Here is a 1,961-nt window from a genome sequence, read left to right on the forward strand (position 1 = left end):
TCCAAGCTAAAGCGAGGGGCGGACGGGTTTGCTAAGTACTATTCCTTTCGTGAAGAGCGCTTAGAGAAGCTAATCTCCGCACGTGTTGAGATCACGCTCTTTTTTGATCCGCTAAGGTATCCAGATTTGCTCGGCTTAACCATTTCTGACAGCGGTAAAGGTTTTGCGCACGATTCAAACTCGCCGAGCAAACTGCTCGGTCAAGATGAGCGTTCGTATGGCCGAGGGATTGCGCTTGTTGAATCGCTTTGTTCCTCGGTCAGCTATAACGATGCAGGTAATGAAGTGACCGTTCATATTAAGCTCAACTAAGCTCTGTCAGGGCGCTGTCATGCGACGGTCATAGCGTGTGCGTGTTAGCTGTTGAAGAATAAGAAAACGTCAGTCAATTGCTCAGAGATAACGGTTTCGAATTGTTGCATCAGTTTCTTGTTGTTGATGATGGGGGCAAAGTCTTCGTTATCGAATAGTCCCGAAAGTGCCATATAAGGTAGTAGCAGCTCTGCGGACACTTCTTCATCTTTACTGAACCACTGTGTCTCGTTTGCCAACATGCCTTCGACGAAACCAGCGCACCAACTGTTTAACGCGTCGTCGTAGAGTTCGTCTTCATCTTCGAATGGCAAGAAAATCGACTCGCCTTCACTCAAGCACTCGCCAAGCTCAGCTTTGATAGCTTCTATGCACGCCGCCAAATGCTCTAGCTCATAATCCATATCGTTAAGGGTTTGATCGGCCAGACAGATGGTCATTATTTCTTCAGTAGGCAGTTGGACCGGGCCGACCACAGCTGCCGTAGTCAAACCATGCAGGCCAAAATAGTCTAGAGTGTCTTCACTAAGGCTTTCATCGAACAGGAGTTCTTCTAGCTGATCTATAGCGTTTTCAGAGAGGGGCATACAGTGATTCCGTGTAATAAAAAAGCCAGAAGCGCCTAAGCTAACTTCTGGCTGTAAGAAAGTCCAATATGTTTATTGGTCTTGTTCGGTGCTCTCAGTCGCCTTACTATCAGTAGGCGCTGTCTCCGAAGTGTCTTGTGCTGCTTTTCGGTCGCGGCGACGCGCGGGGCGTTGCGGTTTGAACGTTGTTGCGTGTTGAGAAACCGACGCAGGAGCCGGTTTTTCAGCAGCAGGCTCTTGCGCTTTCTCGCTGGCTTTTGCTGAATCAGTCGCCGATGCTTCACTATTCGAGCTGTCTGTTTTCTGCGTCACTGGCTTACGTCTACGTCGACGTCGCTGTTCGGCCGATTTATCAGTTTTCTCAGCATTAGCATCAGTATCAGCAGATGTCTCTGGCTTAGCTTTAGCCTCGCTCTTAGTTTTTACATCCGGCGTTGTAACATCGGCTTTGGCTGGCGCTGGCTCAGATTGCTCGGTCGCTGGTTTTGCGGCCTCGACATTCTCTACAGGCGCTTTAGGCGTCTCTGTTTTTGCTTTGGCTCGCGGTCTACGCTCACGCTTCGGCTTGTCAGTGGTTACTGGTTTTGTTTCTTCTTTAGCCGCTTCAGGTTTCTCAGAAGCTTCCGGCGCTTTTGATTGTGCTTCCGTGGCCGACACTTCCGGCGTGGCAGTAGGAGCGTCTGCTTCCGGTGCTTTGCTCTCTTTTACTGCCGGCGCTTGTGCTGTCGTTTCCTGCTTAGCTTCTTTGTCAGAAGCCGGAGTTGGCGTTTGAGCAATGTTTGCTTCAGTGTTTTCAGACGAGGCATTGGTTACAGCGCTGTCTTTTGCAGGATTGCGACGACGACCGCGGCGGCGACTATTCGAGCGGCCGTTACCATCTTTACCGCTAGTATCTTGGCCAACAGAATTATTTGATGAGCTTTGTGCAGCGTTATCTTGAGTTGCTTTTGCATCATCCGTTTTTGAAGTTGGCGCTACTTTTGCCAACTCTTCTTCTGAAAGCGCTTCCGGGCGAGGCTTCTCTTGATACTTCTGGCTGGTGCTCCCTGCATTACGCTGGCG

At 50.0% G+C, this 1,961-nt stretch carries 3 protein-coding genes; 1 reads left to right on the top strand and 2 read right to left on the bottom strand.

The window, feature by feature from the left end:
• Positions 1-312, top strand: a 312-nt coding sequence (locus A3751_RS17130; protein WP_197466447.1) for an ATP-binding protein, incomplete at its 5' end; no start/stop codon positions are given.
• Positions 313-356: 44 nt separating this feature from the next.
• Here the strand turns inward: A3751_RS17130 and A3751_RS17135 are convergent.
• A complete protein-coding gene (locus tag A3751_RS17135) occupies positions 357-899 on the bottom strand; it encodes a YecA family protein (RefSeq protein ID WP_068458194.1) in 543 nt (180 codons plus the stop codon).
• A 72-nt stretch (positions 900-971) separates the two neighbouring features.
• On the bottom strand, positions 972-1,961 hold a 990-nt coding region (locus A3751_RS23035), incomplete at its 5' end, for a hypothetical protein (RefSeq protein WP_197466448.1).

It is taken from the genome of Oleiphilus sp. HI0080 (genome assembly GCF_001635135.1).